The organism is Halomonas sp. NCCP-2165 (genome assembly GCF_023708045.1).
GTDB classification, from domain to species: Bacteria; Pseudomonadota; Gammaproteobacteria; order Pseudomonadales; family Halomonadaceae; genus Bisbaumannia; species Bisbaumannia pacifica.
Genome location: NZ_BRCY01000006.1, coordinates 98,558 through 123,664, shown reverse-complemented (window position 1 = coordinate 123,664; position 25,107 = coordinate 98,558). Strand labels below are relative to the sequence as shown.

Genomic DNA, 25,107 nt, shown 5'->3' with positions numbered 1-25,107 from the left:
ATGTCCACGCAACAGCCATTGATCATCATCGGTAACGGCATGGTCGGCCACCACCTGGTCGAGCAGCTCATCGAGCGCGGCGCCCATCGGCGCTACCGGATCACCGTCTTCGGCGAGGAGCGTCATCTCGCCTACGACCGGGTCCACCTCTCCGAGTACTTCGCCGGCCGCGACGCCGAATCGCTGGCGCTGTCCACCGCCGACTACTACGCCGAGCACGGCATCGAACTGCGCCTCGACGAGGCCGTCACCGCCATCGACCGCGACGCGGGCGAGGTGGTCACCCCCCGGGGCCGCTATCCCTACGACCGCCTGGTGCTGGCCACCGGCTCCTATCCCTTCGTGCCGCCGATTCCCGGCAACGACCGGGAGGGCTGCCTGGTCTACCGCACCCTGGATGACCTGGACGCCATCCGCGCCGCCGCCGAGAACGCCGCCACCGGCGTGGTGGTGGGCGGCGGCCTGCTGGGCCTGGAGGCGGCCAACGCCCTGCGTGGCCTGAATCTCGATACCGCCGTGGTGGAATTCGCCCCGCGGCTGATGCCCATGCAGGTGGATGCCGAGGGCGGCGAACTGCTGCGCGAGAAGATCGAGGCGCTGGGCGTGCAGGTGCTCACCGAGCGCGCCACCCAGCGCATCGAGGACGGCGAGGCCGGCCGCCATCGCATGGTATTCCAGGACGACAAGGTGCTGGAGGCCGACCTGATCGTCTTCTCCGCCGGCATTCGCCCCCGGGACGCGCTGGCCCGCGACAGCGCCCTGGAACTCGGCGAGCGCGGCGGCGTGGTGATCGACGACCGCTGCCTGACCAGCGACCCCATGATCCTGGCGGTCGGCGAGGTGGCGCTGTGGAACCAGAGCATCTTCGGCCTGGTGGCCCCCGGCTACCAGATGGCCCGGGCCGCCGCCGACACCCTGATGGCCGACGTCCTCGACCGCGAGGCCGAGACCTTCCGCGGCGCCGATATGAGCACCAAGCTCAAGCTGCTCGGCGTCGACGTGGGCGCCATCGGCGACGCCCACGGCACCCAGCACCCCGGCGCGCGGATGTTCCGCTACCTGGACGAGATCAAGCAGGAGTACCGCAAGCTGGTGGTCTCCGGCGACGGCAAGAGACTGCTCGGCGCCATGCTGGTGGGCGACAACGGCTATTACGACACCCTGATGCAGTACTACGCGGGCGGCATCGAGCTACCCCAGGATCCCGCCTCGCTGATCCTGCCCTCGAGCGAGGGCGCCCCGGCGCTGGGCCCCGACGCCCTGCCCGACGCCGCCATGATCTGCTCCTGCCATAACATCACCAAGGGCGACGTCTGCGCCTCCATCGACGCGGGGGCCTGCGACCTCGCCACCGTCAAGGGCGCGACCCGCGCCAGCACCGGCTGCGGCGGCTGCGCGGCCCTGCTCAAGAGCGTAGTCGACCATGAACTGGAGAGCCGCGGCGTCGAGGTGGACCGCTCCCTCTGCGAGCACTTCGCCCATACCCGCCAGGCGCTCTACGATATCGTCCGCGTCGAGGGCATCAAGACCTTCGGCGAGCTGATGGAGAAGCACGGCAATCCCGAGACCCATCGCTTGGGCTGCGATATCTGCAAGCCGGCGGTGGCCTCGATCCTCGCCTCCTGCTTCAACGAGCCGATCACCGACGCGGCACATATCCCGTTGCAGGACACCAACGACACCTTTATGGCCAATATGCAGAAGAACGGCACCTACTCGGTGGTGCCGCGCATCGCCGGCGGGGAGATCACCCCGGACAAGCTGGTGGTGTTGGGCCAGGTGGCACAGAAGTACGCGCTCTACACCAAGGTCACCGGCGGCCAGCGCATCGACCTCTTCGGCGCCCGCCTGGAGGACCTGCCGGCGATCTGGGGCGAGCTGATCGAGGCGGGCTTCGAGACCGGCCACGCCTACGGCAAGTCGCTGCGCACCGTGAAGTCCTGCGTCGGCAGCACCTGGTGCCGCTACGGCGTCGACGACAGCGTGGGCATGGCGATCCGCCTCGAGCATCGCTACAAGGGCCTGCGCTCGCCCCACAAGCTCAAGCTGGCCGTCTCCGGCTGTACCCGGGAGTGCGCCGAGGCCCAGAGCAAGGACATCGGCGTGATCGCCACCGAGCACGGCTGGAACCTCTACGTCTGCGGCAACGGCGGCATGCGCCCCCGCCATGCCGAGCTGTTCGCCACCGACCTGGACGACGAGGCACTGATCCGCACCATCGACCGGGTGCTGATGTTCTATGTGCGCACCGCCGACCGCCTGCAGCGCACCTCGGTGTGGCGCGAGAACCTGGAGGGCGGCCTCGACTACCTCAAGGCGGTGATCCTGGAGGACAGCTTAGGGATAGGCGAGGAGCTGGAGCGCCAGATGCAGGCGGTGGTGGACACCTACGAGTGCGAATGGGCGAATGCCGTCAAGGACCCGGAGAAGCTCAAGCGCTTCAGAAGCTTCGTCAACGACAGCCGCCCGGACCCGGACATCATTATGACCAGCGAGCGCGGCCAGCTAAGGCCCGCCTAGCGAATGGCGCCCCGGACGCCCTCACCCAAGACAATGGAGACTCCCATGACCACCGCTACCGCCCTTGAGCACGAGACCGAGATGACCTGGCAAGCCCTCTGTGACCACGCCGACCTGGTGCCCTTCTCCGGCGTCGCCGCCTGGATCGAGACCGCCGACGGCCCCGCCCAGGTGGCCCTGTTCTACCTTCCAAGCGGCCCGAACACGCCGCAGCCGGGCCACGAGCAGGCGCTCTATGCCCTGGATAACCACGATCCCTTCTCCGGCGCCAACGTCATCGCCCGGGGCATCGTCGGCGACCTCCAGGGCGACCCCGTCGTCGCCTCGCCGCTCTACAAGCAGCACTTCCGCCTCACCGATGGCCAGTGCCTGGAGGACGACGCCGTCCGACTGCGCACCTGGCCGGTGCGTTTCGACGGCGAGCGGGTGCTGATCCACGCCTGAAGGGCCTGCCCTCAGGCGCCGAAGAGCCGCCAGACCAGCGGCAGGAAGAGCGCGGTAAAGACCCCGGTCAGGCTCATGCCCAGGGAGGCGAAGGCGCCGGCGGTGGGGCCGAGCTCGAAGGCGCGGACGGTGCCGATGGCGTGGCCATTGACGCCCAGGGTGAAGCCGATCAGCCGTGGGTCGCGAATATCGAGCAGGCGCGCCAGCCAGCTCACGAAGAGGGTCGCCATGACCCCGGTGATCAGCAGGCCGCCCAGCATCAGCGATAGCGAGCCGCCGATCTGCTCCTGGATGCCGATGGCCAGGGGCGCGGTAACCGACTTCGGCGCCAGGGAGGCCAGCACCGCCGGCGGCGCCCCCAGCAGCCAGGCGATCGCCACGGCATAACATGCCGCCAGGGCGGCGGCGAGCGGCAGGCAGCAGAGGATCGGCTTCCACAGGGCGAAGATCGCCTGGCGCTGCTGGTAGAGGGGCACCGCCAAGGCCACGGTGGCAGGCCCCAGCAGCAGGGTCAGCCAGGCGATATCGTGCCGGTAATCGCGGTACGGGATGCCCAGCAGCCAGAGGCCGGTGGCGATCAACAACGCCCCGATCAGCACCGCCGGACACCAGCTCGGCCGGCCGAGCCGCTCGAACAGCCGGACGCCGCCGAGATAGGCGGCCAGGGTCAGGGCGATGGCCAGGATGGGGCCATTCGGTATCGACGCCTGCCAGCCGCTCATGGCCGTGGCTCCGGCGTATCGCCACTCGCCAGATCCCCGGGCATAAAGCGCCGCATCAACCAGAAGGTGGTCAACACGCTAAGCAGGGTCCCCAGGACCAGGGCTACCATCACCGCCGTCCAATGGCCGGCGAACTCGTCGATCACGAAGAACACCCCCACCACCCCGGGCATGATCAGCATGGCGAGCAGCCCGATCAATGCCTGACTCGCCGTGGCCACGCTCTCGTTGAGCCGCCGCGTCACCAACAGCCAGACCAGCAGCAACAGCAGCCCGGCCATGGCGTGGGAGACCGGCAGCGACAGCCACTCGACGGCCGCCTGCCCCAGCAGTTGGAACCCGAGCAGCCACAGGAACCCGCGCAACAGTGTCATGCCATCTCCAGAAAACGACGATAGAGGGAGCCTGCCGCGGGGTAACGGCGGCAAGCCATCATGAAAGTCGCACTAAGGTTATCACGCTATCATTATCGCGGGATGGCCCGCCTCGCTCCGGCCGCCGGGACCCGCGCCCTATGCCCGACACGCACCCCACCGGGGCGCATCGACAGGCGCTAAATAACGTTGAACCCGGGTGCTGGAACTCATGAATCGGCCGGCGCATTCTAGGGTCAAAGGGAGTATCCCGGGCCATAGAGGAGGGACGTCATACCAGGGAAGCGGCATTGGCGCGGTGCCCTTATGACAGGGTGTCATATGACCGTAAGGTGTCACTGCCAATGTCGATCATGCCGTCAACCAAGGAGCGCTTCCAACGATGGTGCGAATCGACAAGAAGCCCACTCGGCTCTACGTGCTGGATACCAATGTCCTGCTGCATGACCCCACGGCCATCTATCAGTTCGAGGAACACGACGTCGCCATCCCCATGACGGTCCTCGAGGAGCTCGACAAGCACAAGAACGGCATTCGTGAAATTGCCCGCACCGCCCGCCAGGTCAGCCGTACCCTCTCGGAGCTGACCAACCAGGTCGACTTCGACGAGATCCCCCACGGTATCCCGATTCCCCGGGCCAACGACGCCCCCAGCGGACGCCTGCGCTTTCTCTGCTATCAGGACCTCGCCCCCCTGGACCACCTGGAGGAGAGTCCCGACAACCAGATCCTCGCCGAGACCTGTCGCCTGCGCGACGAGTACCCGGACGCCTCGGTGGTCCTGATCACCAAGGACATCAACCTCAGGGTCAAGGCCGCGGCCCTCAAGGTGCCGGTGGAGGACTACCTGACCGACCGCGCCTTCGACGACAGCGACGCCATGACCGAGGGCGCCCAGATCGTCGCCAGTGCCGGTCATGACGGCAGCGCCCTCTGGGAATCCCTGGCCGTCGAGGTGGAGGTGGAACGCGCCGATCACCACACCTTCTATGCCCTGCGCGGCGAGCTGCCCGACGACTGGCACGTGGGCATGCTGGTCTCCGATGACGAGAACGGCGCCCATTTCGAGGCCATCGTCCGCGAGCTGGAGCCGGGGCGGGCGCGCCTGCAGCTGCTCACCAACTATCGCCACAAGGCCAGCGTCTGGGGCGTGCATGCCCATGACAGCCGCCAGAACTTCGCCCTGAACCTGCTGATGGACCCCGAGGTGGACCTGGTGACCATCGCCGGCGGCGCCGGCACCGGCAAGACCTATATGACCCTGGCGGCGGCCTTCCAGCAGACCCTGGACACCAAGCAGTTCGAGCGTATCGTCTTCACCCGGGCGCCGATCTCCATGAGCGAGGACATCGGCTTCCTGCCCGGCACCGAGGAAGAGAAGATGTCGCCCTGGATGGGCGCCTTCCACGACAACATGGATAACCTGCTGCGCGACGAGAAGGACGGTTCCACCAGCTGGAGCGAGGATGCCACTCGCTCGCTGATCGGCTCCCGGGTGCAGATCCGCTCGCCGGGTTTCATGCGCGGGCGGACCCTTAACGACACCTTCCTGATCATCGACGAGGCGCAGAACTTCACGCCCAAGCAGCTCAAGTCGCTGGTCACCCGGGCCGGACGCAACACCAAGATCGTCTGCCTGGGCAACGTAGGGCAGATCGATACTCCCTACCTCACCCCCAACACCTGCGGCATGGCGGCGCTGGTGCAGCGCTTCCGCCACTGGCCCCATGCCGGCCATATCACCCTGCGCAGCATCGAGCGCTCGCGGCTGGCCCTGGCCGCCGAAGAGCTGCTCTAACCCCATCGACACGCCAGAGGCTACCGGCGGCACTTGCCGCCGGCTGGCCTTTCCGGGCCCCGGGCACTATCATCGTGCCAGCGAAAAAACCCCTCAACCGAAGTGGCTTTCCATGGCGCAATACGTCTACACCATGAACCGGGTGGGCAAGATCGTGCCCCCCAAGAAGCAGATCCTCAAGGACATCTCCCTGTCCTTCTTCCCCGGTGCCAAGATCGGCGTGCTGGGCCTGAATGGCGCGGGCAAGTCGACCCTGCTGCGCATCATGGCCGGCGTCGATACCGAGTTCGAGGGCGAGGCGCGCCCCATGCCGGGCATCAACGTCGGCTACCTGCCCCAGGAGCCCGAGCTCGACGACGACAAGAACGTCCGCGAGACCGTGGAAGAGGCCCTGGGCGAGATCAAGGCGGCCCAGGAAAAGCTCGACGCCGTCTACGCCGCCTATGCCGAGCCGGACGCCGATTTCGATGCCCTGGCCGCCGAGCAGGCGCGTCTCGAGAACATCATCGAGGCCGCCGACGCCCATAACCTGGAGCGCAAGCTCGAGGTCGCCGCCGACGCCCTGCGCCTGCCACCCTGGGACGCCAAGGTCGGCAACCTCTCCGGGGGCGAGCGCCGCCGCGTGGCGCTGTGCCGCCTGCTGCTCTCCGGTCCCGACATGCTGCTGCTGGACGAGCCCACCAACCACCTGGACGCCGAGTCCGTGGCCTGGCTGGAGCGTTTCCTCCACGACTACAACGGCACCGTGGTGGCGATCACCCACGACCGTTACTTCCTCGACAACGTGGCCGGCTGGATCCTCGAGCTCGACCGCGGCCAGGGCATCCCCTTCGAGGGCAACTACTCCCAGTGGCTCGAATCCAAGGAGAAGCGCCTGGAGCAGGAGGCCAAGCAGGAGGCCTCGCGCCAGAAGGCCATCAAGCACGAGCTGGAGTGGGTGCGCTCCAACGCCAAGGGTCGCCAGGCCAAGAGCAAGGCGCGCCTCAACCGCTTCGAGGAGATGCAGTCCGGCGACTTCCAGAAGCGCAACGAGACCAACGAGATCTATATTCCGCCCGGCAAGCGCCTGGGCGACAAGGTCATCGAGTTCCATGGGGTCTCCAAGCGCTTCGATGACAAGCTGCTCTACGAGGACCTCTCCTTCACCGTGCCACCGGGGGCCATCGTCGGCATCGTCGGCGGCAACGGCGCCGGCAAGTCGACGCTGTTCAAGCTGGTCAAGGGCACCGAGCGGCCGGATGTCGGCGAGGTGGTGATCGGCGAGACCGTCGACATCGCCTATGTGGAGCAGCTCCGCGACGCCCTGGACAACAAGCAGACGGTCTGGGAAGCGGTCTCCGACGGCCAGGACATCCTCAATATCAACGGCTACGAGGTCTCCTCGCGGGCCTATGTGGGGCGTTTCAACTTCAAGGGCAACGACCAGCAGAAGCGCCTGTCGGACCTTTCCGGGGGGGAACGCGGCCGCCTGCAGCTGGCCCAGACCCTGAAGCAGGGCGCCAACGTGCTGCTCCTCGACGAGCCCTCCAACGACCTGGATATCGAGACCCTGCGCGCCCTGGAAGAGGCCCTGCTGGCCTTCCCCGGCTGCGCCATGGTGATCTCCCACGATCGCTGGTTCCTCGACCGTATCGCCACCCATGTGCTCGCCTTCGAGGGCGATTCTCAGGTGGTGTTCTTCGAGGGCAACTACACCGAGTACGAGGCGGATCACAAGAAGCGGGTCGGTAACGACACCCCGCACCGCATGAAGTACAAGCGCATCGACGCCTGAGCCCAGGCCCACGGCCCCCAGGCAACGCAAATGCCCCCGACGAGCCTCTCGTCGGGGGCATTTGCGTTGGGAATCCCCCTTGCAGCACGCCGAGGAAGGGCTCATAAGTCAGAAGGCCTGTCAGGGAAGGAACCGCCATGTCGATGACTCAGTTGCTTCACCCAATCGAGCTGTTCAAGCGCTTCACCACCAGCATCGCCTACCTGCCGACACTGGCCGCCCTGGCCTACGTCGCCCTGGGGCTACTGGCCTGGCTGCCCCCCGTCACCGACGATGTCCTGCCCCTGGCCCTTCGGCGACTGAGCCTGTCCTCGCCGAGCGACGCCCAGTCGCTGCTCGCCGCCCTGCTCGGCGGGATGATTTCGCTGATGGTATTCAGCTTCTCGATGGTGATGTCGGTGCTCTCCCAGGCCGGCGGCAACTTCTCTCACAAGCTGGTCTTCGGGCTGATCTCCGAGCGTCGCCACCAGTGGGTACTGGGGCATTACCTCGGCACCATCCTGTTCATTCTGATGCTCTTGATCGTGCCCGATGTGGCCGATGAAGAGGCGACCTGGCGCTCCCTCGCGGTTTACGCCGCCTGCGCCATGGTCACCCACTGCCTGGGACTGTTCGTCTTCTTTATCCACAACGCCTCCCAGTCGATCCAGGTCGATGCCGTGATCAGCAACCTGCATCAGACCACCCTAGTCTCCATGACTCGGGCCAAGGCCCGGGAACAGCATCCCCGCTGGCGCTTCGTTGCGGCCTCGGCGGTGCCCTTGAGGCGCTGTCACGAGATTCGCGCCACCCGGGCAGGCTACCTGCAGAACGCCGACCTGCAGAAGCTGGCCAGGCTCGCCGAGGGCATCGGCGGCGTCATTCACCTGACCTTCCGCTTCGGCGACTACGTAGTGGAGGGACTGCCCATCATCATCCTCGAGTGCGAGGACGCCCCCAACGAGGAGTGGTGCCAGGCGGTGTGCGAGACCATGACCTACTTGAGCGGGGAATCCATCGACGAACACTTCGTTCACGGCATGACTCAGCTGATGGAAGTGGCGATCAAGGCGCTCTCGCCGGGCATCAATGATCCCGGCACCGCACGGCTATGCCTGCACCGATTGACCGACCTGCTCGGTCAGTACCAAAGCTGGCAACCCGCCAATACCCTGGTGGACGACGACGGTCGGCGCCTCGTGACCTGGCCGGTGGAGCGTTTCGACAGCCTGCTGCACCGCCTGTTCGTGCCGCTGCTGCACTATGGTGCCGAGGATCAGAGCGCCCTGCTCGGCCTGCTCAAGGCCACCAAGTCCCTATCGCTGCTGGCCGACGAGGCGCAACTGAGCAGCCTTCAGTCCATGGCGGATCGCATCGTCGAGGCACTGGATGCCAACAACCGACATCCCATGGATCGCGCCTTTATCACCGAGCGCCTGCGACACGGCCAGCATCGCCTCAGCCTGCCCGCCAGCCTCGGCGATAGCTGAGTGAAGGGGCCGGGGGGCACCGCGGTCAGTAGACCCCGGGGGCGCCCTCCGGGCGAGTCTTGAAGCGCCGGTGCAGCCACAGGTACTGCTCCGGGTGCCGGCGGATCGCCTGCTCGATAACGGCGTTGACGCGGGTGGCATCGGCGACCTCGTCGCCGGAGGGAAAGTCCTCCAGCGGCGGCAGATACTCCAGGGTATAGGTACGATTATCCGGGTTACGATGGAAGATCAGCGGGATGACCGGGGCCCCGGTCAGGCGTGCGATGCGCGAGGTCATCCGCACCGTGGCGGCTTCGATGCCGAAGAAGGGGGCGAAGACGCTGGCCTCGCGGCCGAAGTCCTGGTCCGGCGAGTACCAGACGTTATGCCCCGCCTTGAGGCGCCTGACCACGCCGCGCAGGTCATGACGGTCGAGGACCGCATCGAAGTAGGGTGCCCGGGCACGTGCCATGAAGCGGTTGAAGAGCGGATTGTCATGGGGACGCTGCACCGCATCGGCGCGAAAGAACAGCGAATGCAGCGCCCCGCCCAGGTCCAGGGTCGAGAAGTGAATGCCGAGGATCAGCGCGCCCTTGCCCTGAGCCTGCACCCGCGCCATATGCTCCTGGCCCTGAAAGGTGACCCGGTGGCGCAGATGCTCGGGATCGCGGCACCAGCCGGTGGCGGTCTCCAGCAGGCCGATGCCGTTGGCGATAAAGGTCTCGCGGACCAGCTCGGCACGCCGCGCCTCGGTGAGCTCGGGAAAGCACAGCCGCAGGTTGGTCTCGGTGATATGCCGCCGACGCCTGGCCAGGCGCCAGGCCAGCAGGCCGATCCCCTGGCCCACCACCATCTTCAGGCGCCAGGGTAACCAGGCCCCGAGGCGCATGGCGCCGATGCCCAGCCAGGCGGGCCAGTAGCGGGGATGGGCGAAGGAGGTCTGGGCATCGTCCTTGGGCATAGCGGCAACCTGCGTAGAATCAGCCGCGATTATAGCGCCTCGGGGCCCGAGGCAGCACCCCGGTGAGCAGGGTGTAGCTGATGGTGTCGCAGTGACGAGCCACCTCGTCCACCGAGAGCAGGGTCCCATTCGCGGCACGGCCCCAGAGCACCACCTCGCTGCCGATTTGCGCCTCGGGCAGCTCGGTAAGGTCCACGGTCAGCATGTCCATGGAGACCTTGCCGGCGATGGCGGTGCGCCGGCCATCGACCAGCACCGGGGTACCATCCACGGCGTGGCGGTCGTAGCCATCGCCATAACCGCAGGCCACCACGCCGATCCGCGCCGGGCGCGGCGCCTTCCAGCGCCCGGCATAACCCACCGGCTCGCCGGGGGCCAGATCGCGCACGGCGATGATCTCGGAGCGCAGCGTCATCACCGGCTGCAGGCCGCGGCTCGCCTCGTTGGCCACCTCGAGGGGGTCGCTGCCGTAGAGCATCACCCCGGGGCGATTCCAGGCGCCGTGGGCCTCCGGGTGGGCCAGGGTCGCCGGGGAGTTGGCCAGGCACAGGGGCGCGTCGAGCCGCTCGGCCAGGGCGCGCATGCGCAGCAACTGGGTCTCGAAATAGGCCGGATGCGCCGCATCGGCGGTGGCGAAGTGGCTCATCAGCTGCATCTCTCCGACCACCTCGGGGGCCGCCGCCAACCGCTCCCAGACCGCTTCGGCCTGCTCCGGGGCGAAGCCCAGGCGGTGCATGCCGGAGTCGACCTTGAGCCATACCGGGATCGGCCGTTGGGGACGATAGGCGAGCAGCGCCTCCAGCTGCCAGTCGCTGTGGACGGCGACCCACAGTCCATGGGCATCCACCAGCTCCAGCTCGCCGGCCTCGAAGATGCCTTCCAGCAGCACGATGGGCGTGGCGATTCCCGCCTCGCGCAGGGCGATGGCCTCCTCGATGCAGGCCACCGCGAAGGCCGGGGCCAGATCCTCCAGGGCCCGGGCACAGGCCACGGCACCATGGCCATAGGCGTCCGCCTTGAGCACCGCCACCGCCTGGCTGTCGGGCGCCAGGTCACGGGCCAGGCAGTAGTTGTGGCGCAGGGCCTCGAGGTCGATATCGGCGATCAGGGGGCGTGCCATGGGTGTCTCCAGGGGGGCTGTCGGCAAGTCGTCAAGAAAACATGATTATTTGCCAGAAAAGCCCCGATTTCACGCCATCTAATCACCAAATATGGCATGAATTTCATTAACTTTATTTGTCACAAGGCATGAGTTCAGAAATAAGCTCTAACCCATCGACGAAAGGCGAGTGATATCCCCCAACGAGAAGGGGCGACGCCAGGCGCCGCCCCTTCGGGAGTCTCCGATGGCCTCATCGATCTATTCGAAGATGGCGTTCAGATCCAGGCCCTGCTTCTCCAGCACACGACGCAGCTTCTTCAGGGCCTCCACCTGGATCTGGCGGACCCGCTCACGGGTCAGGCCGATCTCCTCGCCGACCTCTTCCAGGGTCGCGGCCTCGTGGCCGCGCAGGCCGAAGCGCCGCACCACCACTTCCATCTGCTTGTCGGTGAGCTCCGCCAGCCAGTCATCCACGTGCTGCTTGACGTCCACGTCCAGCAACCAGGATTCCGGCCCCTGTTCGTTGTCGTCGGCCAGGGTCTCGATCAGCGGCTTGTCGCTCTCGCTGCCCATGGGGTAATCCACCGAGGAGACGCGCTCGTTGAGGCCGAGCATCTTCTTGACCGTGGCCACCGGCTTGTCGAGGAAGTCGGCGATCTCCTCCGGGGTGGCCTCGTGATCAAGCTTCTGGGTCAGCTCCCGGGCCGCCCGCAGGTAGATATTGAGTTCCTTGACCACATGAATCGGCAGCCGGATGGTGCGGGTCTGGTTCATCAGCGCCCGTTCGATGGTCTGGCGAATCCACCAGGTGGCATAGGTGGAGAAGCGGAAGCCCCGCTCCGGGTCGAACTTCTCCACGGCGCGGATCAGGCCCAGGTTGCCCTCCTCGATCAGGTCGAGCAAGGAGAGCCCCCGGTTGAGGTAACGGCGGGCGATCTTGACCACCAGGCGCAGGTTGGACTCGATCATCCGCGACCGCCCGGCGGGATCCCCGGCCTGGGCCAGGCGCCCGTAGTGAACCTCTTCCTCGGGGCTCAGTAGCGGCGAGAAGCCGATCTCGTTGAGGTAGATCTGGGTGGCGTCCAGGCTGTGGTGGTAGGTGTTCTCTTCCCGGCTCAGGGCCTTCTCGAACTCATCGGACGCCTTGTCATCGTCGACCACCTCCGCGTCTTCCTGGATGGCCTCGTCGACGGACTCGATGCCCATGTCCTGCAGATCGCGTTCGAGCATGCTCATGGTACTACCCCATTCATCAGACCCTGGAACAGCGGGTGCCGGCGGCACCCGCCCTCGATCCTTGCTTGTTGTTATTCGCTCTGTCGCCTCAGCGCGGCGGCAGGAATGTCAGGGGATCCTGAGGCTGGCCGTTACGCCGTACCTCGAAATGCAACTTGACCCGGTCGGCGTCGGTATCGCCCATGGTGGCGATCACCTCGCCCGCCTCCACCACGTCGTTTTCGCTGACGTTGAGGCTGTCGTTGTGGGCATAGGCACTGAGGAAGTCGTCGTTGTGCTTGAGCAGGATCAGGTTGCCGTAGCCCCTGACGCCGCTGCCCGCGTAGACCACGATCCCCGGCCCGGCCGCCTTGACAGGTTGCCCCTTTTGTCCGGCGATATCAATGCCGGCGGTGATGTTGCCAGCGTCGCCGAAATTGCCGACCACCTCGCCATCGACCGGCCACTGCCAGGGCACCTCGGCCACCGGCGTGTAGGTGCGCTGGCGACGCGTCTCGTCGGCCGGCGCGGCCGTCTCGGCAGGAGTCGCGGCGTCGGCCGCCTCGCTCTCCCCGGCCCCAGTATCCTCTGGCGCCGATGACGATTGCGTGTCGGCGACCGCCTCGGCCCCAGTATCCCGGCTGGCGGTGCTTGAGCTCTCAACGGCGGGTTCACGGGCGGCCGCTTCCTGGGCTTGACGCGCCTCGCGGGCCTCGCGCTCCGCCAGGTCACGCTCGCTGAGGCGGCCATCGGCGCCGGGGCTGTCGGGGTTGACCACCGGGCCGGGAGCGACCAGGGCGTCGTCCTCTTCGGCTTGGCTCGTCGCCGCGTCCGTCTCCTCGCCCAGGGGCGTGGCGGTCAGGCGACGATTGCGCTCGATGGCGGCCTCGTCCGGGGCCAGCCAGTCGTTCTCGCCATCCGCCGGCGCCTCGCCCAGGGGGGTGACCCGCACGCCGGAGGAGGCGACCACATCGGCGCCGCCGGCCGGGGCCTGCCCCCCCTCACCGCCGCCCAGGCGCAGCTGCTGGCCCGGCTGCAGTTGATAGGGAGGCCCGATGGCGTTGAGCCGCGCCAGCTCGCGATAATCCATGTCGTGGCGCCAGGCGATACCATAGAGGGTATCGCCGGGCGCCACGGTATAGCTGGCCGGGGTCGTGGTCTCCCGGGCCATGGAGAGGTCGCGTACGGTGACCTGTCCCGCGGGTTGCTGGGCGACACAGCCCGCCATGGCCAGGGCCACCGCCGATACCAAGAGTGCCTTACGCATCAGTGTCCTCCTTGAGATGCCTGGGAACCGGCCTGACGGCTGATCGCCAGCACCAGAATCAAGCCCGCCAGCATCAACGCCAGGACGGGAATAAGCTGCGCCGACTCGCCGGTCAGCAGCGCATAGTCATGGGGCAGCAGGTAGCGATAATCCAGGGGAATCATCTGCTGCTCGGGCCCCAGTTGATAGCTCACCAGCTCCCGCCAGGGCCACAGCAGCGGCAGGGCGCCGACGATAAAGCCGATCATCAGCTGCAGGGTGCCGGTACGGGCATGCCGGAGCAACCAGGAGAGCAGCCGCGAGAAGCAGAACAGGCCGATGGCACAGCCCACTCCGAACTGGGCGATCAAGGCCAGATCGAAACTCTTGATGCCCTCCATCACGGTGCCATAGAGCCCCATGGTCAGCAGCAGGAAGCTCCCGGAGACCCCCGGCAGCAGCATGGCGCTGATGGCGATGGCGCCGGCTACCACCAGCATCAACGGCTCCACCCCCAGCTCCGCCACGATGGGCATCAGCCCCGGCAGGGCGCGGGCCAGCAGCAGGCCGCCGATCAACGGCAGGATATGCCAGTAGCGCCAGTGGCGCAGGCTGCGGCTGACCACCAGGGCCGAGGCGGCCACCAGGCCGAAGAAGAAGGCATCCAGCAGCAGCGGCTGGGTCTCCAGCAGCCAGGTCACCAGATGCGCCACGCTGACCAGGCTGATCGCGATCCCCAGCAGCAGCGGCAGCAGGAAGGCCAGGTTGAGGTGCGCCACCAGGCCACCGAGGCCGCCGCGGCGCCAGGCACCGAAGGCCTCGGGGCCGAATTGCTTGATGGTGTGGATCAGCTCCTCGTAGATGCCGGTGACGAAGGCGATGGTGCCTCCGGAGACGCCGGGAACCGCATCGGCGGCCCCCATGCCGGCGCCCTTGAGGAAGAGGGTAACCTTGGACTTCAACGAATGACTCCTTCCAGTAACGGCACGAAGCGAACCCGCTCGAGCCGCTGATATTCATAACCCTGCCCCTGGCGCTGAACCCGGGTCAACCACTGCTGGCCATCGCCATCCTCCAGCGGGGCGATCAGCACCCCGCCCTCCGTCAGTTGCTCCAGCAACGCCTCGGGCAGCTCGCTGGCGCAGGCGGTCAGCAGGATCACGTCGAAGGGCGCCGCCTCCGGCCAGCCATGGCCGCCATCGGCCAGGCGCAGGTGCACCTGATGAGCCGCCAGGCGCCGCAGGCGTTCCGCGGCGCGGCGGTGCAGGGCGGCGATACGCTCCACCGACCAGACCTCGGGCACCAGTCGGGCCAGGATCAGGGTCTGGTAGCCGGACCCGGTGCCGATCTCCAGCACTCGCCGTGGCGCTTCTCTGACCACCAGTTCGCTCATGCGTGCCACCATCCACGGCTGGGAGAGCGTCTGGCCGTGGCCGATGGGCAGGGCGGTATCTTCGTAGGCGCGGTGGGCCAGGGCTTCGTCGAGGAAGAGGTGACGCGGCTCGGCGGCCATCGCCTCCAGCACCCGGGGTTCGTCGATACCGGCCCGGGCCAGGCGCCGCGCCAGGCGATCCCGGGTGCGCTGGGAGGTCATGCCGATACCGCGTAATTCAAGCGAGTGCATCCAGCCAGCCTCGTACGTCGGCCAGGGCCGCCTGCCGGGTCAGGTCGGCCTGCAGCGGCGTGATGGAGACATAGCCCGCCTCCACGGCGGCGAAATCGGTATCGGGGCCATCGTCGGCACTCTCCCCCACGGCGGCGATCCAGTAGCGCTCGCGGCCCCGGGGGTCCTGCACCCGCAGCGGGCGGGCGGCGGGACCGCGAAAGCCCAGCCGCGTCACCCGGAACCCCTGGATCTGGTCCCAGGGCAGGTCGGGCACATTGACATTGAGCAGGCTGCGCGGCGGCAGCGACAGGGTATCGGCGGCCCCCACCAGGCTCGCCGCCACCCGGCCGGCGGTCTCGAAGTGGCGATGCCCTACCAGCGACATGGCGATGGCCGGCCGGCCCAGGTTGCGCCCCTCCATGGCCGCCGCCACGGTGCCGGAGTAGAGGACGTCGTCGCCCAGGTTGGCACCGTGGTTGATGCCGGAGATCACCAGGTCCGGGGTCTCCTCCCAGAGGTCGCTGACGCCCAGGTAGACGCAGTCCGCAGGGGTGCCGTCGACGCTGTAGAAGCCGTTGTCCAGGGCATTGAGGGCCAGCGGCCGGGTCAGGGTCAGGGAGTTGCTGGCCCCGCTCTTGTCGCGGTCCGGGGCCACCACTCGCAGCCGCGCGATCCCCGTCAAGGCATCGTAGAGGGCCCGCAGGCCCGGGGCGTGGACGCCATCGTCATTGGAGAGCAGCAGTCGTCGCATCCTTGGTCCTCGTCTTGTCCAATGGCCGCGCGGATGCTTCCTCGGCGCAGCGCCGTCGGATTCGGGGGCTATAGGGTCGGGTGAGTCATCAGTTCGCGAAGCACGGCGGTGGCGAAGCCGCCCCGGGGCAGGTCGAAGGCGAGCCATACCCCATGCGCATCGCGCTGCAGACTGGGATTGCCCAGGCGCAGGCGCAGGGCGCGCCGCCCCAGGCTGACCCCGGCGGCCTCGAGGCCGGCACACAGCGCCGGCGCCGCCGTCGTCAGGGCCTGTTCTCGCAGCGCCGCCTGGTCGCGGCTGCCCAGGCGCCCCTTGCCCCAGAGCACGCCGCTGGGGTGCAGGTCGAGGCGCTCGGCCCGGGCCAGGAGCGCCTCATCCGGGGTCTCCACCAGGAACTGGCTGGCGGTGCCATCCAGGATCACCAGCTCGCCGGGCAGCGGCGTGGCCCAGCTCCCCTCGGCGAGGCGCGTCGCCAGCAACTCGTTGAAGAGGTAGCTGCGCGCCGCAGAGAGCAGCAGGCCCTCCGGGTCGGCGCGCTTGCGCCAGCCTCGCGCCAGCAGGGCCTCGGCGCGCCCCAGGTTGCGCCCCTCGTGGCCGAAGCGCTGGGGGCCGAAATAGTTGGGTACGCCCTGCTCCACCAGCGCCTGCCAGCGGGCATCGAAGTCGGCGGTCTCGCAGGCCTCGCCGGTCAGGCGCAGGCGGAAGCGGTTGCCCTTGTGCACGCCGCGCTTGAGCTTGCGCGGATGGCGGCACAGCTTGAGCAGCCGCACCGGGGTCTCCCCCAGGCGCGCCGCCAGGTCCTCCGGGGCCTCGCGGCCGGGCAGGTGCACCGACAGCCACTGACGGGTCACCGCCTGGCGATCCTTGAGGCCGGCGTAGCCGATATCCCGGGGCCGCACCTCGCAGGCTCGAGCCAGGCGCTTGACCAGCTCGAGGGTGGTCAGGTCGCGCTTCTCCACCCATAGCCAGAGGTGCTCCCCCTCACCCTCCGGGGCGAAGTCGAGCAGCTCCTCCACCAGGAAGGCCTCGGGGGTGGCGCGATACTCTCCCGGCGGCGGCGTGCCGAGGCGCGCCTCCAGGGCCCGCGGCCAGTTCGGTGGCCAGCGAATCTCGCTCATGCGTCGCCCTCATGACGCTCCAGCAGCACCACCGCCTCGGCGGCGATGCCTTCGCCACGGCCGGTGAAGCCCAGCCGCTCGGTGGTGGTGGCCTTGAGGTTGATGGCCTCCCGTGGTGCCGCCAGGTCCTCGGCCAGGTGGTCCACCATGGCCGCCAGGTGGGGCGCCATCTTGGGGGCCTGGGCGATCAGGGTGGCATCCAGGTTGCCGAGCCGGTAGCCGGCCTGGATCACCAGGCGATAAACATGGCGCAACAGGTCGCGGCTATCGGCGCCGGCCCAGGCGGCATCGGTGTCGGGGAAATGACGGCCGATATCACCCAGGGCACAGGCGCCGAGCAGGGCGTCGCAGATGGCGTGCAACAGCACATCGCCATCGGAATGGGCCACGAAGCCGTGGTCGAAGGGGATGCGTACCCCGCCCAGCATCAGGTGATCGCCCTCGCCGAAGCGATGGACATCGAAGCCGTGGCCGATTCTCAGGCGCATCAGGCAGGTTCTCCGGGGTTGCGATAAGGGTCGTCCTGACCGGCGAGGATCCATCCCGCCAGGCTCAGGTCGTCGGGATGGGTGACCTTGAGGTTGTCGCGGCGCCCGCTCACCAGCCGGGGGGCCAGCCCCAGGGCCTCCACCGCCGAGGCCTCGTCGGTGATCGCTACGCCCTGGGCCCGCGCCGCCTCGAGGGCGCGGCACAGCAGGGCATAGCCGAACCCCTGAGGCGTCAGGGCATGCCAGAGCCCTTCCCGGGGCTCGGTGGCGCGGATATGGCCCTGGCCATCGTCGCGTTTCATGGTATCGGCCACCGGGGCGGCCAGGATGGCTCCCGCGGCGGCCTCCAGGGCGGCATCTCTGAGCCGATGCAGGTCATCGACGGTGACACAGGGACGGGCCACGTCATGGACCAGCACCAGGTCGTCGGCACCGGCCTCTTCGGCGATGGCTGCCAGGGCTCCGGCCACGCTGTCCACCCGCTCGGCACCGCCCGGCGTGCGTCGCCAGTCGGCGAAGGGCACCCAGCGGGCATCGAACCAGTCGTCGTCGGGATCGAGGCAGAGGCACAGGCGCGCCTCGGGGAAGGCCTGGTGCAACCGCGTCAGGGTGCGTGCCAGGATCGGCCGCCCGGCCAGTTCCAGGTACTGCTTGGGGCGATCCGCGCCCATCCTTCTCCCCTGCCCGGCGGCGGGCACGATCAACCAGAGGTGACGGCTCATGGGCGGCCCTCCCCTCTGTAGCGATTAACGCAGGGAACTACCCTCAAGCGCTGTGGTCCGGGGCTACCCTGGGGGCAGGCACTTCGCAAAGACGCTGTGAACCCATCCCTGGGCGCTCGACTTTTTCGTCCATGAAAAAGACGCTTTGCTCCAACCTGCCCCCAGCGCCCCTTAGCCATCTCTGAATCACAAGGGGTGGGCACGATCAACCAGAGACGAGGACTCATGGGCGGCCCTCCCCGGTGTCCTGGGACAGGGCATTCTGCTCGATCAGGGCGGACTCGATCACCACCCCGGGCACCCAGAAGAACTGCTCGTCGCGGCGTACCATGCCCAGCTCACTGCGCCCCCGCTCCTCGATGGCATCGAGGCCGGTCTTGAGGTCGCGCACCTCGGCGGCCAGGCGCTGGTTGCGGGCCCTCAAGGGCTCATTGGCCGTCTCCATGGCATCGGCCCGGGCACGGGTCTCGGCGAGCTCGCGCAGGCCGCCCTCGCCGAGCCAGAGGCGATACTGGAGCAAGACGATCAGCACCAGCAGCACGCCGGCCAGCCACTTGAGCATCGGGTCATCCCATCCACGAAAAGGTCGGCGCCGATTATGCCATTATCGCCGGCGTGGCGGCGAGTCGTGTCGAGGCGCCCTCCCGCTCTCGAGCCATGACCTCAGGCACAGCAAAACAGCGAGACCCCGAGGGCCTCGCTGTCGCAAGATCACGCGCAGTAAGCGAACTTAAATCTGGAAGGGCATACGGAAGGTCAGGCTGATATCAGAGGCATCGTCGGTCAGGCCAAACCCGAAGTTCGTGACGACAGACACGTCTTCGCTAAGGGCATAGGTACCGCCGATATTGAACACCCCGACATTGGCCTCACTGCCCACGACCTTATTGGTCACGCCATTCTGGGTGGTCTCCGACTGGCGGATATATTCATGGGAGTAGGAGAGCGACAGGCTCAGTCGCTCGTTAAGGGCGAAGGCCGTCCCCATGCCCAGGCGGATCGTATCCCCCAGCTTGACATCGCCCGGCTGGGCGCCATCGGTCGCCGAGATATCGTCGAAGCTCTCCTCGAAGTTGTAGGTATACCCCAGGTTGGCGAAGACGATGGCGGGGTCCAGCGTCTTGAGAACCGAGGCCCCCAGGCTGACGCCCCAGACCCCGTTACCGGTCGGCAATTCATCGGGAATGTTCAGGTTTGTATTGGGATCCTCACGCAGGGCGATGCCATAGGGGTCGGTCCCGGTGGGAGCCCGTACGCCGAGGCTCACCACCACATCGGGGCGAGTCAGCGTCTCGGGCAGGAGGCGATAGGAGAGGGACAGGCTGATATCACCGATATCGGCCTCGGAGACCGAGGCCTCGCTATTACGCTCGGTGGAAAACTCATCGCCGATGGATTGATAAGTACTGGAACGGTAGACGAAGGGCAACCCCAACCCCACTTCGAGACGATCCGTCAGGCCATAACGCGTATTGATATCAAAGGTGGTAATGTGACTCTGTACGGTATCGACGTTAATTTCGCCAAGGAAGATCGCATCCAGGGCCAGGAACCCTCGCAGGGCCAGTTGAGAGCGATCCGAGTAGGAGTAGTTGATACCGGGCTCGATGGTCAATCTGTCGGAAAACAGGGCATGCTCCTCACGCAGGACGTTTTCCACGCTCTGGCTCGGCCGAGCCTCGCGTACCACCTCTCCCTCGGCCCTCTCCTGAGCGGTGGCCGTCCCCATTCCAGCCAGGGTGGCAATGGCAAGACACAGCGATGATGTTCCCTTACGAATGATCGGCTTGCATTTATCCACTGGGCTCTCCTTGGTACCAAGAGGCTAGGTTGTCCATGGTGCCGCCCTTCAACGATTGACAGCCAAGCATCGCCACCGGGCAGGCTAAGTGTAGTCAAGCGCCTCGTTGATACCGCGTGCTAGCGCACTCCAAGATGACGAACCGATTCAACGGCATGGCGCATTCCCACATTGCCCGAACCGGCCGGCTGCCGCTGCATATAAAGCTCCAGCCGAGCCAGGTTATGGACCTGTTGCCCGCTGCTGCTTAACTGAATCGACTGACGCACCCCTAGTCGGGGGGCGATGCGCTGCTCGATGCGTCCCACCCCCGGTATATTCAACTCGACACCGGGGCCCAACTGCCCCTGATTCACGGCCAGGCGGATCCCGGAATCGAGGCGCCGCTCCACGCTGGCCTGCCCCGGCTGACCCAAGCCACTGAATTGTTCGGCACTCAGCACATCGACCTGAAAATCATTGGTCGCCGAATTGAAGTCCCCTCCGGCCTGTATCGTCTGAACGACGCCATAGGCATTGTCGGTCCCGGCATTGGCGACCATGGCCCCATTGCCGGGCGGAAGGGCCGCGCCGCTATCCACCTCTATCATGGTCAGGTTCGGCTCGAAGGTGACCCTTGGGGCCGTACCGCTCAGATCCCCGCGAAAGTGGGTCTCGGCGCGCAGATAGTCTCCTCCGCTGGTGTGCCACTCGCTGCGCATTTGCACGCCGAAGTACACCAAGCGGCCGCGCTCGACGAAACGCCCCCTGAGCTGGCCCAGCTCCTGATCGCTCAGTTGGCGTCCCGACGAAAAGTCGTCGAAGCTGGTCACTTCGGCATGGGCTAGCCCGCCCAGCGCAAGGCTGGAAGCCATTGCCGTCAGGGCGAGGGTTCTTGCTACCCCCTGATACGTTCTATTCTCCTTGCAGTTCATGACGGTACCCTCATTACGTAGGGTCATGCCTCACGCGCTACAGGCCCGCTATAGCAGGTCGGCATGGCGAAAACCGAAATCGAGTAGGTTCTGATTGGTCAAAGGCGCGAAAACATCCTGCATGCGATGCGCCGTCAGCGGCTGCCTGGGGCTCAACAAGACGGTATCGCGGTCGAAGCCTTCGCCCACCACGGCGAAGATGACGCCGTTCCAGGCCTCCAGGAACTCATCGCGACGCATCACGCGATTGCCCAGGGCCGGGTCGCCCACATAGACGCGATCGCCACTGGCCCGCTTCATCACCACGAAATGCTTGTAGCCATCCAGGTCCAGTAGCACGATCACCGGAATGGAGACCGAGTCCAGGGTATCCTCGGCCACTTCATAGCCGCGCCCGCGAAAGCCGAGCCCCTCGACATAGTGCTTGATATCGAGCAGCGAAAAACCCTGCACTCGCACCAGCTCGGGGTCGGCCACCTCCAGCATGCCCTCCAGGACATCCGCCTCGGTCATCTCGTCGTGCTGGTAGGCGTAGCGCAGGATGGTGGCCAGCGAGGCCGCCGCGCAGGAAAAGTCGGTCTGCTGCTCGATCAGATTGGCGAAGCGTCGCTCGCGAATCGACTCGACGCTCTTGGTCACCATCGTCCCGGGCACGACGGTGCCCAGGCGCACTCCCGCCGCCTGGGCATCGAAGAACCATGATCCCGAACAGAGCAAGGCCACCGAGACGGCGGCACAGGATCTTATAAGCTCCATTGTCCACTCTCCTCCCTGTCCTCCCTGGCACCTGGCATTTAGCCGCTGCCCAAGATGGCTCCCGACCCACCGAAGCGGGCCGGGAGAATCCATCACACCTTGGGATTAATTACCGGGGTTCCCCGCCACCATTACCGGTAGAAGAGGCAATCGCCAGGGAGTTACGCTGCATATTATTGGTACCAGCGGCGATATTGACGCCGATATTACCGCTGGCACCGCGCAGTGCATTGCCGTCCAGGGTGGCATCATTGCTATGCCAGGTATTGACAGACTGCACCACCGGCACCTCGCCACTGATGGTGGCTTCCAGCATGGTGTCACCGGCGGTCCGGAAGGCCAGGGCACCACCATCGTTATTATAATCCGGGACAGCTACAGGAGTATTATCATCTCTGGTTGCCTGTACCTGATCATCCAGATCCAGATGACCACTAGCACTTCCCTCAGGGTGAAAATGGCTACCCCCCTCTTCCCAATCATCCGGATAGAGGTTGTACTCCTGATCCAGGATCAAGTCGCTGACATCCAGTTCAAAGTCCAGATCCACGTTGGCAACACTATACCTTTCACGAGCATAAGGAACGTTATCGGTATCGTTTGCATAGGCGGTCTGCTGACCGGCGGCGGTGGCCCGGGCGGAACCGGCACTGGTATTGGAGGAAGCCGCCAGGGAGTTCTGCTGGATATTGCCTACGCCGGCGGCGATATTCACCCCGATATTACCGGTGGCTCCGCGCAGGGCACTATTGCCCATATGGGCGGTGTTGGGGCTGCCCGCATTAGTAACGGTATTAGTGGTCGCCGACTGGGCGGAATAGGCCTCGGCCTGACCGAAGACACGATGGGCATCGGAGGCGGACAGGGCCGCATCATTGGCCTGGGCATTATTATCGCCAGCGGCCACGTTAATCCCGATATTCCCGGAGGCGTCATCGCCTACACCACCGAGATTTCTCCCGGCACTACCCCCCACGGTGGCATTATTCTCCGAGTGCTGGTTATCCACCACGTTATAGTCGATCACCTGCTTGCTATCGACCAGGGCACCGGAGTAGGAGTTGCCGCTAGCATCGTAGACATCAATATCGACATCGAAGTACTTATTTGTAGTTGAGTTATGCTCTAGATCCACCGTGATATCGTTCTCGAAGTGAGTATCCAGCTCGGTGTAGAGAATATGCGTGTGGTCACCCTCGGCCAGCGCATAGGGAGCCACCATCAGGGCGGTGATTGCCAGGGCCAACGGAGCTTTTTGGAACGTTTTCATGATCTTTCTCCCGAATGAACCGAATCGTCCTTCCTGTTGCTTATCAATGCTACGGCGACAGCGTCATATTCATGCGGAAGCTGTTGCGCGTCGCATTTCCCGTACCGGCTGATTGGCTGACCTGAATCACACCCCGGGCATCCACGAAGGTCGACGCATCGATCTCGACTCGACGTGAACTCCCCGAATCGTTCTCCTCGGTCCCGCTCAGCCCCTCCCTTCCGGCCTGGACCCGCTGCAGCGATGCATCGCTGAGGTCGCTGGCCGCGATGCCCAGAGCCACACTGAAGGTGTTGCTCTGCACATTTCCGAGACCCGCCGCCTGGTTGATGGATAGCCAGCCTTCTGCCTGGCGATAGGCGCGGTCTTCGATAACCACATCATTGATCGATTGGATTCCCCTGTTATCGAGATGAACGCGTTGAGAGATCAGCTGCCCGGTCGAGGCCTGCTGTCCCAGGGCGATCACCCCACTATTGCTCTGCAGGTTATTGCTTCCTGCCGCCATATTGGTGGCACTGACCCCGTGGATATGGCTCAGGGCACTTCCCCCCAATACCGTGCCGTTGTGCAACCCGCCCAACTCCTGGGAATAGGCGTCTAAGGCGGTCATCACTCCGAGCAGGGAAAGCAGCCCGATCATCACCCTGTTGTTTCGCTTATTCATGGCTCAGTTCCTACCGCTTAGCGGTGCGAGCGCCTGCCCGACCGTGCCAGAGATATTGGACGTCGCCGCGGAGACGCCTCCCGCCACGCCACCGCCCCCCAGGCTTCCCGCTGCGCGGCTCAATGCCTGGCCGGCATGCCCCTCGGCTCCCGCTCTGGCATGACTGCCGGTGCCAAGAATCCGATGCATGGCACCCATTCCTGTCACGCCACTGCTGACGCCCGCGGCCTGATCATCCGATAGCGCCGTAACGTGATTAACATCGAGATCCCCTCCCTCGAGGCGTTGTTGAATCTCCATGGCGCCATCTCGAGTGTTTACCTTGGAGACGATGGGCCCGGCGTGGCGATCGCCTCGACCGATGGGGGCAGGCTCGACACGACGCAGCACGACGATATCGCCGGGATTGACGCCGGGGTTGCGCTCGAATACTCGGGGGGTGTCTGCACCGACGGGAAAGGATATAAAGCTCGCGACAACCGTTGCCATCATCCAGCGGGCCGCCCCCCCGACACTCGACGGGCCCCTGGCTGACTCAAGACGTGACTTAGAGGTCATGGTATTCATGGTCTGCTGTCCCTTTGCGTCTCGACTCGCGTGACCTGTTGATTAAGCGTCCCGATAGACGAGTTGGAGGAGCTCGGCCTACGGCCTCCCTGCCCGGTTTGTCCCGGCCTTTCGTCCCAGAGGATGACGCCATCCCCGTGGGATACCTCCGGGACCACGAACCTCCCCCTTAACTGCTCCAACTGGTGATCACTTAGCGGCGCTACCGCCACCGAAATCCCTTCCTGGCTCCTCTTTTCCTGCCAGTCGTGCCAGATATCCGGCGCTTCGCCCTGCGAGGAAGCGGCCCAGGCAACACAGGAAAAACCGGCCACCCCTACCACGGTCATAAGGCCCTTACCCAGGCTTACGACCCAGAAGCGTCCCGGCACGCCACTGCACACCACCCGGCGACTGGCGGACCAGCGGGATACCTTATGGCGGTGGTAGTGGAGAGTCATAAGCTTCATCTCTGGGTCTCGCGGCTAGCGTTTATCGAGCGAGGCAATATGGCTGTTACCCTGTTTCTGCCAACGACCCCGTGATTACCTTTTGTCACAGCATCCTCACAATCTACTAGAGCAATACTCGTGCCAACTTTTAACCCACTGTTTTTTATGTATTTTTAAAAATCGGCTCGACGAGAAATGTAAATCCCATGAAACAGATCGGCGCTCCAGCCACCGACGCGACTCGAAAAAAGGGGAATTAACATCGAAAAATCAATGCGTTGAGATTTTTACGTCATAGTGATTCGTCGCCGATATGGCGAAGCGGCAGGTCGAGTCATTAGCGATTGGCACAGAAAAGCCCCGCCATCCCTTTGGATAGCGGGGCTTTTCTATGACTCCGGACGGTAAGCCC

24 protein-coding genes are annotated in these 25,107 nt (G+C 65.7%); 5 read left to right on the top strand and 19 right to left on the bottom strand.

Translation table 11 applies throughout. The features are described 5' to 3' along the window. The gene (gene nirB / locus NFU04_RS05135) at window positions 1-2,520 is read left to right on the top strand and encodes a nitrite reductase large subunit NirB (RefSeq protein WP_251308426.1); all 2,520 of its coding nucleotides are present in this window, start codon (window positions 1-3) and stop codon (window positions 2,518-2,520) included. A 45-nt stretch (window positions 2,521-2,565) separates the two neighbouring features. Continuing rightward, entirely contained in the window at window positions 2,566-2,964 is a 399-nt protein-coding gene (nirD, locus tag NFU04_RS05130; RefSeq protein WP_251308425.1) for a nitrite reductase small subunit NirD, read from the top strand. An 11-nt stretch (window positions 2,965-2,975) separates the two neighbouring features. Here nirD and NFU04_RS05125 read toward each other — a convergent pair whose 3' ends face one another. Then, a complete protein-coding gene (locus tag NFU04_RS05125) occupies window positions 2,976-3,686 on the bottom strand; it encodes an LrgB family protein (RefSeq protein WP_251308424.1) in 711 nt (236 codons plus the stop codon). Continuing rightward, window positions 3,683-4,060: a CidA/LrgA family protein gene (locus NFU04_RS05120; RefSeq protein WP_251308423.1), complete on the bottom strand. Its 378-nt coding sequence runs from the start codon at window positions 4,058-4,060 to the stop codon at window positions 3,683-3,685. The genes NFU04_RS05125 and NFU04_RS05120 overlap by 4 nt, the downstream gene beginning before the upstream one ends. A 382-nt stretch (window positions 4,061-4,442) precedes the next feature. Between NFU04_RS05120 and NFU04_RS05115 the strand changes: the two genes are divergently transcribed. The 3 genes from NFU04_RS05115 (at window position 4,443) to NFU04_RS05105 (ending at window position 9,101) form a co-directional block, all read left to right on the top strand. Beyond that, window positions 4,443-5,858: a PhoH family protein gene (locus NFU04_RS05115; RefSeq protein ID WP_251308422.1), complete on the top strand. Its 1,416-nt coding sequence runs from the start codon at window positions 4,443-4,445 to the stop codon at window positions 5,856-5,858. Window positions 5,859-5,970: 112 nt separating this feature from the next. Beyond that, a complete protein-coding gene (ettA, locus tag NFU04_RS05110; protein WP_251308421.1) occupies window positions 5,971-7,632 on the top strand; it encodes an energy-dependent translational throttle protein EttA in 1,662 nt (553 codons plus the stop codon). Between the two features lie 137 nt (window positions 7,633-7,769). After that, window positions 7,770-9,101 carry a DUF2254 domain-containing protein gene (locus tag NFU04_RS05105; protein ID WP_251308420.1) on the top strand — a complete coding sequence of 444 codons (1,332 nt, stop codon included), beginning with the start codon at window positions 7,770-7,772 and terminating at the stop codon, window positions 9,099-9,101. A 25-nt stretch (window positions 9,102-9,126) separates the two neighbouring features. On the opposite strand, the gene lpxL is transcribed toward NFU04_RS05105, so the two are convergent. The 17 genes from lpxL to NFU04_RS05020 form a co-directional block, all read right to left on the bottom strand. Beyond that, a complete protein-coding gene (lpxL, locus tag NFU04_RS05100; RefSeq protein ID WP_251308419.1) occupies window positions 9,127-10,041 on the bottom strand; it encodes an LpxL/LpxP family Kdo(2)-lipid IV(A) lauroyl/palmitoleoyl acyltransferase in 915 nt (304 codons plus the stop codon). Between the two features lie 19 nt (window positions 10,042-10,060). Further along, window positions 10,061-11,161, bottom strand: coding sequence for an alanine racemase (alr, locus tag NFU04_RS05095; RefSeq protein ID WP_251308418.1), 1,101 nt, complete (start codon window positions 11,159-11,161; stop codon window positions 10,061-10,063). A gap of 240 nt (window positions 11,162-11,401) precedes the next feature. Then, window positions 11,402-12,379, bottom strand: coding sequence for an RNA polymerase sigma factor RpoS (rpoS, locus tag NFU04_RS05090; protein WP_251308417.1), 978 nt, complete (start codon window positions 12,377-12,379; stop codon window positions 11,402-11,404). 88 nt (window positions 12,380-12,467) lie between these two features. After that, entirely contained in the window at window positions 12,468-13,625 is a 1,158-nt protein-coding gene (locus NFU04_RS05085; RefSeq protein ID WP_251308416.1) for a peptidoglycan DD-metalloendopeptidase family protein, read from the bottom strand. After that, window positions 13,625-14,566 (bottom strand): DUF368 domain-containing protein, encoded by a 942-nt coding sequence (locus NFU04_RS05080; RefSeq protein WP_251308415.1) that lies wholly within the window; start codon window positions 14,564-14,566, stop codon window positions 13,625-13,627. The genes NFU04_RS05085 and NFU04_RS05080 overlap by 1 nt, the downstream gene beginning before the upstream one ends. Continuing rightward, entirely contained in the window at window positions 14,563-15,228 is a 666-nt protein-coding gene (locus tag NFU04_RS05075; protein ID WP_251308414.1) for a protein-L-isoaspartate(D-aspartate) O-methyltransferase, read from the bottom strand. The genes NFU04_RS05080 and NFU04_RS05075 overlap by 4 nt, the downstream gene beginning before the upstream one ends. Further along, entirely contained in the window at window positions 15,215-15,961 is a 747-nt protein-coding gene (surE, locus tag NFU04_RS05070; RefSeq protein WP_251308413.1) for a 5'/3'-nucleotidase SurE, read from the bottom strand. The genes NFU04_RS05075 and surE overlap by 14 nt, the downstream gene beginning before the upstream one ends. Before the next feature lie 68 nt (window positions 15,962-16,029). Further along, the gene (gene truD / locus NFU04_RS05065) at window positions 16,030-17,079 is read right to left on the bottom strand and encodes a tRNA pseudouridine(13) synthase TruD (protein ID WP_251308412.1); all 1,050 of its coding nucleotides are present in this window, start codon (window positions 17,077-17,079) and stop codon (window positions 16,030-16,032) included. Next, window positions 17,076-17,567 carry a 2-C-methyl-D-erythritol 2,4-cyclodiphosphate synthase gene (gene ispF / locus NFU04_RS05060; protein ID WP_251308411.1) on the bottom strand — a complete coding sequence of 164 codons (492 nt, stop codon included), beginning with the start codon at window positions 17,565-17,567 and terminating at the stop codon, window positions 17,076-17,078. The genes truD and ispF overlap by 4 nt, the downstream gene beginning before the upstream one ends. Beyond that, window positions 17,567-18,289: a 2-C-methyl-D-erythritol 4-phosphate cytidylyltransferase gene (ispD, locus tag NFU04_RS05055; protein WP_251308410.1), complete on the bottom strand. Its 723-nt coding sequence runs from the start codon at window positions 18,287-18,289 to the stop codon at window positions 17,567-17,569. Before ispD ends, ispF begins: the two co-directional genes overlap by 1 nt. A gap of 223 nt (window positions 18,290-18,512) precedes the next feature. Next, window positions 18,513-18,851, bottom strand: coding sequence for a cell division protein FtsB (gene ftsB / locus NFU04_RS05050; protein ID WP_251308409.1), 339 nt, complete (start codon window positions 18,849-18,851; stop codon window positions 18,513-18,515). Window positions 18,852-19,019: 168 nt separating this feature from the next. Next, a complete protein-coding gene (locus NFU04_RS05045; RefSeq protein WP_251308408.1) occupies window positions 19,020-20,090 on the bottom strand; it encodes a transporter in 1,071 nt (356 codons plus the stop codon). A gap of 119 nt (window positions 20,091-20,209) precedes the next feature. Further along, entirely contained in the window at window positions 20,210-21,031 is an 822-nt protein-coding gene (locus NFU04_RS05040) for a hypothetical protein (protein WP_251308407.1), read from the bottom strand. Between the two features lie 21 nt (window positions 21,032-21,052). Continuing rightward, window positions 21,053-21,760: a C39 family peptidase gene (locus NFU04_RS05035; protein WP_251308406.1), complete on the bottom strand. Its 708-nt coding sequence runs from the start codon at window positions 21,758-21,760 to the stop codon at window positions 21,053-21,055. Window positions 21,761-21,869: 109 nt separating this feature from the next. Continuing rightward, window positions 21,870-23,030, bottom strand: a complete 1,161-nt coding sequence (locus tag NFU04_RS05030) for a hypothetical protein (RefSeq protein ID WP_251308405.1) — start codon at window positions 23,028-23,030, stop codon at window positions 21,870-21,872. 49 nt (window positions 23,031-23,079) lie between these two features. Beyond that, window positions 23,080-23,697: a hypothetical protein gene (locus tag NFU04_RS05025; protein ID WP_251308404.1), complete on the bottom strand. Its 618-nt coding sequence runs from the start codon at window positions 23,695-23,697 to the stop codon at window positions 23,080-23,082. A gap of 3 nt (window positions 23,698-23,700) precedes the next feature. Further along, window positions 23,701-24,264 carry a hypothetical protein gene (locus NFU04_RS05020; RefSeq protein WP_251308403.1) on the bottom strand — a complete coding sequence of 188 codons (564 nt, stop codon included), beginning with the start codon at window positions 24,262-24,264 and terminating at the stop codon, window positions 23,701-23,703. Between the last annotated feature and the right edge of the window lie 843 nt (window positions 24,265-25,107).

Coding starts and splice junctions, on each gene's coding strand:
- nirB (WP_251308426.1), top strand. CDS start 1: ATGTCCACGCAACAGCCATTGATCATCATCGGTAACGGCATGGTCGGC.
- nirD (WP_251308425.1), top strand. CDS start 2,566: ATGACCACCGCTACCGCCCTTGAGCACGAGACCGAGATGACCTGGCAA.
- NFU04_RS05125 (WP_251308424.1), bottom strand. CDS start 3,686: ATGAGCGGCTGGCAGGCGTCGATACCGAATGGCCCCATCCTGGCCATC.
- NFU04_RS05120 (WP_251308423.1), bottom strand. CDS start 4,060: ATGACACTGTTGCGCGGGTTCCTGTGGCTGCTCGGGTTCCAACTGCTG.
- NFU04_RS05115 (WP_251308422.1), top strand. CDS start 4,443: ATGGTGCGAATCGACAAGAAGCCCACTCGGCTCTACGTGCTGGATACC.
- ettA (WP_251308421.1), top strand. CDS start 5,971: ATGGCGCAATACGTCTACACCATGAACCGGGTGGGCAAGATCGTGCCC.
- NFU04_RS05105 (WP_251308420.1), top strand. CDS start 7,770: ATGTCGATGACTCAGTTGCTTCACCCAATCGAGCTGTTCAAGCGCTTC.
- lpxL (WP_251308419.1), bottom strand. CDS start 10,041: ATGCCCAAGGACGATGCCCAGACCTCCTTCGCCCATCCCCGCTACTGG.
- alr (WP_251308418.1), bottom strand. CDS start 11,161: ATGGCACGCCCCCTGATCGCCGATATCGACCTCGAGGCCCTGCGCCAC.
- rpoS (WP_251308417.1), bottom strand. CDS start 12,379: ATGAGCATGCTCGAACGCGATCTGCAGGACATGGGCATCGAGTCCGTC.
- NFU04_RS05085 (WP_251308416.1), bottom strand. CDS start 13,625: ATGCGTAAGGCACTCTTGGTATCGGCGGTGGCCCTGGCCATGGCGGGC.
- NFU04_RS05075 (WP_251308414.1), bottom strand. CDS start 15,228: ATGCACTCGCTTGAATTACGCGGTATCGGCATGACCTCCCAGCGCACC.
- surE (WP_251308413.1), bottom strand. CDS start 15,961: ATGCGACGACTGCTGCTCTCCAATGACGATGGCGTCCACGCCCCGGGC.
- truD (WP_251308412.1), bottom strand. CDS start 17,079: ATGAGCGAGATTCGCTGGCCACCGAACTGGCCGCGGGCCCTGGAGGCG.
- ispF (WP_251308411.1), bottom strand. CDS start 17,567: ATGCGCCTGAGAATCGGCCACGGCTTCGATGTCCATCGCTTCGGCGAG.
- ispD (WP_251308410.1), bottom strand. CDS start 18,289: ATGAGCCGTCACCTCTGGTTGATCGTGCCCGCCGCCGGGCAGGGGAGA.
- ftsB (WP_251308409.1), bottom strand. CDS start 18,851: ATGCTCAAGTGGCTGGCCGGCGTGCTGCTGGTGCTGATCGTCTTGCTC.
- NFU04_RS05040 (WP_251308407.1), bottom strand. CDS start 21,031: ATGACCCTACGTAATGAGGGTACCGTCATGAACTGCAAGGAGAATAGA.
- NFU04_RS05035 (WP_251308406.1), bottom strand. CDS start 21,760: ATGGAGCTTATAAGATCCTGTGCCGCCGTCTCGGTGGCCTTGCTCTGT.
- NFU04_RS05030 (WP_251308405.1), bottom strand. CDS start 23,030: ATGAAAACGTTCCAAAAAGCTCCGTTGGCCCTGGCAATCACCGCCCTG.
- NFU04_RS05025 (WP_251308404.1), bottom strand. CDS start 23,697: ATGAATAAGCGAAACAACAGGGTGATGATCGGGCTGCTTTCCCTGCTC.
- NFU04_RS05020 (WP_251308403.1), bottom strand. CDS start 24,264: ATGAATACCATGACCTCTAAGTCACGTCTTGAGTCAGCCAGGGGCCCG.